The sequence below is a fragment of the Belnapia arida genome, assembly GCF_016773205.1.
Taxonomy (GTDB): domain Bacteria; phylum Pseudomonadota; class Alphaproteobacteria; order Acetobacterales; family Acetobacteraceae; genus Belnapia; species Belnapia arida.
This window is the reverse complement of the sequence record NZ_JAETWB010000090.1, coordinates 1-7,396: the sequence shown is the minus strand read 5'-3', so window position 1 is coordinate 7,396 and position 7,396 is coordinate 1. Positions and strand designations below refer to the sequence as shown.

At 67.8% G+C, this 7,396-nt stretch carries 6 protein-coding genes and 1 pseudogene; 6 read left to right on the top strand and 1 reads right to left on the bottom strand.

Annotated features, from left to right (window positions below):
* Nucleotides 1-160: 160 nt before the first annotated feature.
* The gene (locus JMJ56_RS32185; RefSeq protein WP_202835958.1) at nucleotides 161-709 is read right to left on the bottom strand and encodes a DUF4337 domain-containing protein; all 549 of its coding nucleotides are present in this window, start codon (nucleotides 707-709) and stop codon (nucleotides 161-163) included.
* A gap of 627 nt (nucleotides 710-1,336) precedes the next feature.
* Here JMJ56_RS32185 and JMJ56_RS36330 point away from each other — a divergent pair.
* From JMJ56_RS36330 to JMJ56_RS32155, 6 genes and pseudogenes are all read left to right on the top strand, one after another.
* Nucleotides 1,337-1,984, top strand: a complete 648-nt coding sequence (locus tag JMJ56_RS36330; RefSeq protein ID WP_202835957.1) for a CorA family divalent cation transporter — start codon at nucleotides 1,337-1,339, stop codon at nucleotides 1,982-1,984.
* 133 nt (nucleotides 1,985-2,117) lie between these two features.
* Complete coding sequence (locus JMJ56_RS32175) at nucleotides 2,118-3,014, top strand: helix-turn-helix domain-containing protein (RefSeq protein ID WP_202835956.1); 897 nt, start codon at nucleotides 2,118-2,120, stop codon at nucleotides 3,012-3,014.
* 247 nt (nucleotides 3,015-3,261) lie between these two features.
* Nucleotides 3,262-3,744 carry a (2Fe-2S)-binding protein gene (locus tag JMJ56_RS32170; protein ID WP_236039028.1) on the top strand — a complete coding sequence of 161 codons (483 nt, stop codon included), beginning with the start codon at nucleotides 3,262-3,264 and terminating at the stop codon, nucleotides 3,742-3,744.
* Nucleotides 3,745-3,748: 4 nt separating this feature from the next.
* Nucleotides 3,749-4,744 carry an FAD binding domain-containing protein gene (locus JMJ56_RS32165; RefSeq protein WP_202835955.1) on the top strand — a complete coding sequence of 332 codons (996 nt, stop codon included), beginning with the start codon at nucleotides 3,749-3,751 and terminating at the stop codon, nucleotides 4,742-4,744.
* 4 nt (nucleotides 4,745-4,748) lie between these two features.
* Nucleotides 4,749-6,938 (top strand): xanthine dehydrogenase family protein molybdopterin-binding subunit, encoded by a 2,190-nt coding sequence (locus tag JMJ56_RS32160; RefSeq protein WP_202835954.1) that lies wholly within the window; start codon nucleotides 4,749-4,751, stop codon nucleotides 6,936-6,938.
* 223 nt (nucleotides 6,939-7,161) lie between these two features.
* Nucleotides 7,162-7,396, top strand: a pseudogene (locus JMJ56_RS32155) (transposase); the annotation flags it as partial.

The window sequence follows — 7,396 nt, the reverse complement described above, 5'->3', positions numbered from 1 at the left end:
ATCAGCCTCCCCCACCGGGGGCAAGCGAATCACGATCCAGCGCCAATCGCGAGAGGGAATTTCAGCAGCCTGCTAGAAGCCCTGCGATGGCCAACATCCCACCCCAGCACGGGACATTGTTCTGCCCGCCCGGCGGATCTTTTGTTGCGCTAACGCGCTTTCAGACCATGCCAAGAAACGTGGCCAGAGATAGGAGCGCCCCGGCACCGCCGAGAGCCGCGCCCACCCAGACCAGTATAACCGTGCCGGTGATGATGGCGGCCGAAGCGATGACGATGCCAACCTGCAGCAGGGCCGACGCCGCGTCGAAACGGCCGTCAAGCCGCATCGCCTCGTCTCGCTCTGCCTCGGCTTGCTTGGCCCGCGCCATCAATTCGCGGCGCCCCTCGTTGGTCTCCGGCTCGGTCTCCCAGCGGTCAATGTTGGCTCGCCACCGCTCGAGCATGCGTTCGGCGTCGGCCTCGCGCCCGGGGCGCGGTGCCATCAGGGGCAACAGATCCGACAGGCCCCGGAGCGTTGTCTGGCGCACGGTTTTCGCCTGGAAGAACGACCACAGGTTGGCGCTCTCGACGTTTTTCAGCTGCGCCTCCGTCTTGGCGTCGTCCCCCGCAACCTCGGTGAGCGCGAGGGCGAGGGCCAGGGCGGCGATTAGCAGCGCGACCCTCCGGTTACCCTTGGCCTCCTCGACGGCCTCGGCGGCGTTGACCATGGCTCCGCACTCCCAACGGTGAAGCGCGCCTCATACCCGCATTCGCCGCGGAACGGCAGGGTGAGGCTTCACTATGGCGGAGTCAGGCCTGAACTCGGCGCTCAACTACCAGTTCGTGGTGAGCCCGGCCTACAACGTCGACCGCGGTCCGGTGAACATCTCCGGGCTCCGTACCCGCAGCAAGGGCGGCCCGGAACCAAGGAGTTCCCTATCATCGGCGTCTTTGCTGTCCAGGACGGTGTGCTGGGTCCTGTTCCCAAGCCCGATCCCGCGGCGCTACCCGCCGATGCGATCTGGGTCGACCTCCTCAACCCTTTGGATGAAGAGGAAGCCGCCGTCGAGCGCCTGTTGGGCACTGGTATGCCGACGCGGCAGGAGATGGTTGCTATCGAGGAAAGTGCTCGCCTCTACGAGGATCGAGGTGCACTCGTAATGACCGCACTGGTTGTCACCGGTGTCGCGAGCGGCGCCCCACCACCGCCGCGGTCACCTTCGTTCTCACTCCCAGAACCCTGGTGACAATCCGTTACGCCGCCCCCTGCCGTTCCGCACCTTCGACGCCAAGTACCGCCGCGACCCGGACGCCCATAACAGCAGCGACCTCGTCTTCCTGTCCTAGTCGAGAATGTGGTCAACCGCCTTGCCGACATTATAGAGGCCACCGACGCGCAGCTCGATGCCCTGGCCGACGAGATCTTCGTCGAGGACGAGCAGCCAGCGGCGGCTAATGGGGCTGCGGCCCGGCCGAAGCGGCGCAGGCCCGCCACCGACCTTCAGGCTGTCGTCAAACGCCTGGGCCGGTCCAGTTCGCTGACCGGCAAGTTGCGCGAGAGCTTGCTGAGCCTCGGCCGCATGCTGGCCTACTTCCGCCAGGGTGCGGACGGGCGATTGCAAGACAGCGTCGGTGCACGCCTTTTAACCCTGGACCGCGACGTCGCCTCCCTGACCGACTACGACGCACATCTGTCGGTGCAGATTGGTTTTCTACTCAAGGCGACCTTCGGGCTTATCAGCCTCGAACAGAACAGTATCATCAAAGTGTTCTCGGTAGCGGCGGTGCTATTCCTGCCGCCAACCTTGGTCGGCACCGTCTACGGCATGAACTTCGAGCACATGCCTGAGCTGTCTTGGGCTTTCGGATATCCGTTTGCCCTGCTGCTGATGATAGCTTCCGCTGTCGTCCCTACTATTGGTTCAAGCATCGTGGCTGGCTTTGATTGGAGGCTACGACGTCGAGATCAAGGTCATCGCCCGGATGCGATGAGCGCTGGATGAGTTGAACTGCCAGTCAGTATCTTTCCTGGTCAGGATCAGCGATCACGATGCAACCTCACCGCCGGTGTGACCGGCAGAAAAGAAATGTCATACGCGCTGCTGTGGCGACTGCCCCAGCACGGGAGCCATCCTGATGCAGATGAATCACCGCCCCTCCGACCACGACGCGAGCATGGCAGCTCACACGCAGGCGCAAATCGCCCTTGCGAACTGCAGCAAGGGCAGATGGCAATCCGTCCTGCTGCGGCGCTACACTGCGCCGGCGGTTGTTGAGGAACTTATCCTTCCTGCCTCCGACAATCAGGTGATCGTTCTCGTGACTGGCGGGTACTGCGACATCGAATCCAGCAGCGGTGGCCGCTGCTCCGGCGCGCATTATCGGACCGGCAGCCTGGGCATGACGGCGCCGGGGCACGAGACCGCCCTGCGCTGGCGTGGCGAGGCGTCGCACGAGACCCTGCACCTCCATTTGCCCGCGGCCACGCTGCGCCGCGTGGCCGCCGACCTCTCGGGTCTGGACGCGGCGAGGCTGGAAACGCTGAACAGTCTGGCCTACTGTGATCCCCTCATCGCGCAGGTGATGCTGAGCCTGTCGGACGCGCTGCTGGCCGGGGCGCCGAACCTCTACGCCGAGGCCGCCTGCGAGCTGCTTGCTGCCCACCTCCTCCTGCGCCATGCCGGGATGAAGCCAGCGCCGCAGCAGCCGCCGGCCGACCGGCGGCTACTGCGGCTGGAGGATTTCATGCGCGCCCATCTCAGCCGTCCGCTGACGCTGGCCGAGCTGGCGCGCGAGGCGGGGATGAGCCCCTTCCACCTGCTGCGCGCCTTCCGGCGGGTGCATGGCGAGACACCGGTCCGACGGCTCGCCCAAATCCGCATGGAGGCGGCGCAGCGCCACCTGGAGGCCGGGCAGGAGCCGGTTTCGGTCATTGCCTTCCTCTGCGGCTACGACAACCCCTCCCACTTCGCCACCGCCTTCCGCCGGATCGTCGGCGTCTCGCCGACCGCTTACCGCGCGGGCCGCCGGTAGAACCGCTCGGCACGGCAATCCCGCGAGCATCTTCCGCAGGATTGCGAGCGATCCACGGCGAAGCGTCAGCCTAAGGTCGCGGCGAGAAACCGCCCGACCGGAGACCGACGCTATGGACGACAAGCCCGATGGACGGAACGATAACCCGGCTTCGGTAGGCCGCCGGGACCTGATGATCGGCGCGACCCTTGCCACCGCCCCGTTTGCCAAGGCCGCCACCGCACAGGTGACGGCGACCCAGGAAGGGATGACGGGCCGGACCGAGGTGAGCCTGACGGTAAACGGGGAGGCAAAGAGGCTTTCACTCGACCCGCGCGCCTCCCTGCTCGACACGCTGCGGGAGGAGCTGGCGCTGACCGGCGCCAAGAAGGGCTGTGACCATGGGCAATGCGGCGCCTGCACGGTCCACTTGGACGGGCGCCGCATCGCCTCCTGCCTCACCCTGGCGGTGCAGGCCGATGGCTGCGCCGTTACGACGATCGAAGGTGTCTCGCCGGAGGACGGTTCGCTCCACCCGATGCAGCAGGCCTTCATTGACCACGATGCCTTGCAATGCGGCTACTGCACGCCCGGCCAGATCATGGCCGCCATCGCCTGCGTGCGTGAAGGCCATGTCGGCAACGCCGACGAGATCCGCGAGTACATGAGTGGCAATCTTTGCCGCTGCGGCGCCTACGCCGGCATCCTGGCCGCGATCCAGGACGCCGCGTCGAAGATGCGGGCGGGCTGATCCGATGCGCCCCTTCACCTATGCCCGGGCGGGCGACGAAGCGGCGGCGATCCGCGCTGTCTCGTCCGGCGGTCGTGGCACGCGCTTTCTGGCCGGCGGCACCACGCTCTACGACCTGATGAAGCTCGGCGCCGAGGCGCCGGAGCGGCTGGTGGACATCAGTGCGCTGCCCGGCCTCGCCAGCTTCGACACGGCCGGCCCGCGCGAGCTGGTCTTCGGGGCCGGCGCGCGGATGAGCGACGTGGCGGCCGATTCTCGGCTCGTGGCCGAGTATCCGGCACTGTCGGAGTCTCTGTGGAAGGCCGCCTCGCAGCAGCTCCGCAACATGGCCAGCCTCGGCGGCAACCTACTGCAACGGACGCGCTGCGCCTATTTCCGCGGCGGCGAGCCCTTCGCCTGCAACAAGCGCACGCCGGGCAGCGGCTGCGCGGCGCGGGAGGGGATCGATCGCGGCCATGCCGTGCTCGGCGGCAGCGAGGCCTGCATCGCCACCTATCCCGGCGACTGGGCCGTGGCGCTGGTCGCCTTCGACGCGGTGGTGGACGTGGCCGGCCCGAATGGTGCCCGCACCATCCCGCTGCAGGCACTGCACCGCGAGCCCGGCACGACGCCAGAGGTGGAGACGAGCCTGGCGCGCGACGAGATGATCCTGCGCATCCGTGTGCCCGCCACGCCGCTCGGGCGCGCCTCGACCTACCATAAGATCCGCGACCGCGAATCCTATGCCTTCGCCCTTGCCTCAGCTGCCGTCGCGTTGTGGATGGAGGGTGATGTAGTGCGGGAGGCGCGGATCGCCCTAGGTGGCCTCGCCACCCGCCCCTGGCGGGCGCAGGAGGCAGAGGCGGGGTTGGTCGGCCGTCCGCTGACGCTTGAGGCTGCCCGCGCCGCCGGCGAGGCCGCGCTGCGCAACGCCCGCCCAGGCCATCACAACGCCTTCCGAATCGAACTCGGCACCCGCACCGTGGCGGAAGCCCTTCTCATCGCGCAACGGAGGGCCTGACCTGATGAGCGACATGCCCTACCCCGACGCCCTGCGGGTCGACGCCTTCGACAAGGTGCGCGGCGTTCAGCGCTACGCAGCTGACAATGCCCGGCCCGGCCTAGCCCATGCCGTCTTGGCGACCGCCACCATCGCTCGCGGCACCGTTCGGCGCATCGACGCCGCCGCCGCCCGCGCCGTGCCAGGCGTGCGGCTGGTGCTGACGCATGAGGAGCTGAACGGGTTGAAGCCGCCGGGCTTCCTAATGGGCGGGGGCTACGGCTTCCAGAGCATCCAGCCCATAACGTCGCCGCACATCGCCTATCGTGGCCAGCCCATCGCATTGGTGGTGGCGGACAATCTCGAGGCCGCGGCTGAGGGCGCGAGGCTGATCCGGGCGGACTACGCGGCCGAGCCCCATCAGGTGACGCTCGATGCGCCGGAGGCGGACATCGTCGCCCAGGCGGACTCGCCCCTGCCGAAGCCAATGTTCGCCGATGTGAAGGCAGGCGAGGCCGACGCCGCCTATGCCGCGGCGGCGATCCGCATCGAGGCCGATTTCCGCCATCCGCCGCAGCACCAGAACCCGATCGAGATGCTCTCCACCGTCGCCGAGTGGCGGGATGGGCATCTCACCGTGCATGAGGGCACGCAGAATGCCGAGGCCATCCGGCACGGGCTGGCGCGGCAGTTGGGAATCGAGCCGGAGCGGATCACCGTGCTTTCTCCCTCGGCCGGCGGCGGGTTCGGGCAGAAGAACTCGCTTCAGGCGCATACCGTGCTGGCGGCGGAAGCGGCGCGGCGCCTGGAGCGGCCGGTTAAGCTCGTCGTCACCCGGGCGCAGATCTTCCACGACAGCAGCTTCCGCCCTGCCAGCCGCCATCGCATCCGGCTCGGAGCCGATACGGCAGGCCGGATGGTGGCCCTCATCCATGAGACGGATTCGCAGACCTCACGCCACGACCTCTTCCCCACGCAGTACACCGAGCTCTCCGCTCGCCTCTACGGCATCGCCGGCTTCCGTGGCCGGGAGCGGCTGGTGCGGACCGATGTCCAGACGCCCGGCTACATGCGTGCGCCCTACGAGCACCCCGCCGCCTTCGCTGTGGAGTGCTGCGTGGACGAGCTGGCCTACCGGTTGGGCCGGGACCCTGTGGCGCTGCGCTTGGCCAATGACACGACGGCCGACCCGATCACTGGTCAGCCCTATTCTTCCCGGTATCTAGCCGAGTGCCTGCGCCGCGGCGCAGCCCGCTTCGGCTGGGACCGGCGCAGCATGGAGCCAGGCTCCATGAGGGCGGAGGACGGATCGCTGATGGGTTGGGGCGTGGCGATTGGGGCGTACAAGGCGGCGACTGCCGCCGCCATCGCTAGGCTCCGGCTCTCGGCGGACGGCGCCGTCACCTTCAGCGTCGGTGTGCATGAGATGGGCCAGGGCATCCGCACCGCCATCTTCGCGGTGCTCGTCCGGCGGCTGGGGGTGGAGCCTGGGCGCATCACGCTCGAAATCGGCAGCACCGGCACTACGCCGCAGCACCTCACCGCAGGTTCCTGGGGAACGGCCACGGCGATCCCTGCCGCCGAGGAGGTCTGCGACGCTCTGCTACGCGCCCTGGAGACGCTGCCATCTCGACTCAGCCTGGCGGAGCGGCTGCGCGCTGCCGGCCGACCCTATCTGGAGGTGGAGGTGAGCCGGCGTGCGCCAGGGCAGCCGGAGGCGGTTATGGGCCGCCTAACGAGTGGCCTGCCGGCTGCCATGGGCCCAGCCTATCCGGGCTATGTCAGCTTCAGCCATGTCGCACATTTTGTGGAAGTGCGTGTGGAGCCGAGTACCCGCCGGATCCGGGTCCCACGCGTGGTCAGCGTGGCCGATTGCGGCCGCGTGATCAGCCCGCGTACGGCAGCCAGTCAGTTGCGGGGTGGCGTGATTTGGGGCATCGGCGCCGCATTGCGGGAGGTGAGCGAGGTCGACGTGCGCTACGGCGGCTTCCTGAACGCCGACCTCGCCGAGTACGTGCTGCCCGTGCATGCCGACATCGGCACGATCGATGTGGAGTTCGTGGATGCGCCTGACCCACGGCTGAATGCGGCGGGCGTGAAAGGGCTAGGCGAGGTGTCGATGGTCGGCGTGGCACCTGCCATCGCTAACGCGGTGCACCACGCGACGGGACGGCGGTTACGGGCACTGCCGATCCGAGTAGAGGACCTTCTATGATGTCCGCGAGAATGAGAGCGGCCGCCGTGCCCATGCCTCGAATGAGGACGTGCCCACTCACTGTAGGCGCTCGGCCCTTTTACAGGGATGGAACGAGCCGTCGCCTAGAGTGGTTTCCTGGCTGACTGAATTGCTTGTGGTCCTACGGGCTGCGCGGCGGTGATTCAGTTGCGCCCTGGCACAAGGGGCGATGCGGATGTCCAAGGCGCTGTCGGTCGATCTGCGGGAACACGTCGAGCAGGTGCTGGTGCCCGAGCTCCGCCCTGGCGACATCGTCGTCATGAACAACCTCGGCAGCCACAAGGGCGCCGGCGTCGGGCGGCCATCGAGGCCGCAGGTGCCAACCTGCTCTACCTTCCGCCCTACAGCCCCGACTTCAACCCAATCGAACAGGCCTTAGCCAAGCTGAAAGCCACGCTTAGAACGGCAGCCGAGCGTAGCCTCGGCGGGCTCTGGGC

What these genes read in the sequence shown, in the direction of transcription:
- JMJ56_RS32185 (WP_202835958.1), bottom strand. Translation starts at nt 709, where the DNA reads ATGGTCAACGCCGCCGAGGCCGTCGAGGAGGCCAAGGGTAACCGGAGG.
- JMJ56_RS32175 (WP_202835956.1), top strand. Translation starts at nt 2,118, where the DNA reads ATGCAGATGAATCACCGCCCCTCCGACCACGACGCGAGCATGGCAGCT.
- JMJ56_RS32170 (WP_236039028.1), top strand. Translation starts at nt 3,262, where the DNA reads ATGACGGGCCGGACCGAGGTGAGCCTGACGGTAAACGGGGAGGCAAAG.
- JMJ56_RS32165 (WP_202835955.1), top strand. Translation starts at nt 3,749, where the DNA reads ATGCGCCCCTTCACCTATGCCCGGGCGGGCGACGAAGCGGCGGCGATC.
- JMJ56_RS32160 (WP_202835954.1), top strand. Translation starts at nt 4,749, where the DNA reads ATGAGCGACATGCCCTACCCCGACGCCCTGCGGGTCGACGCCTTCGAC.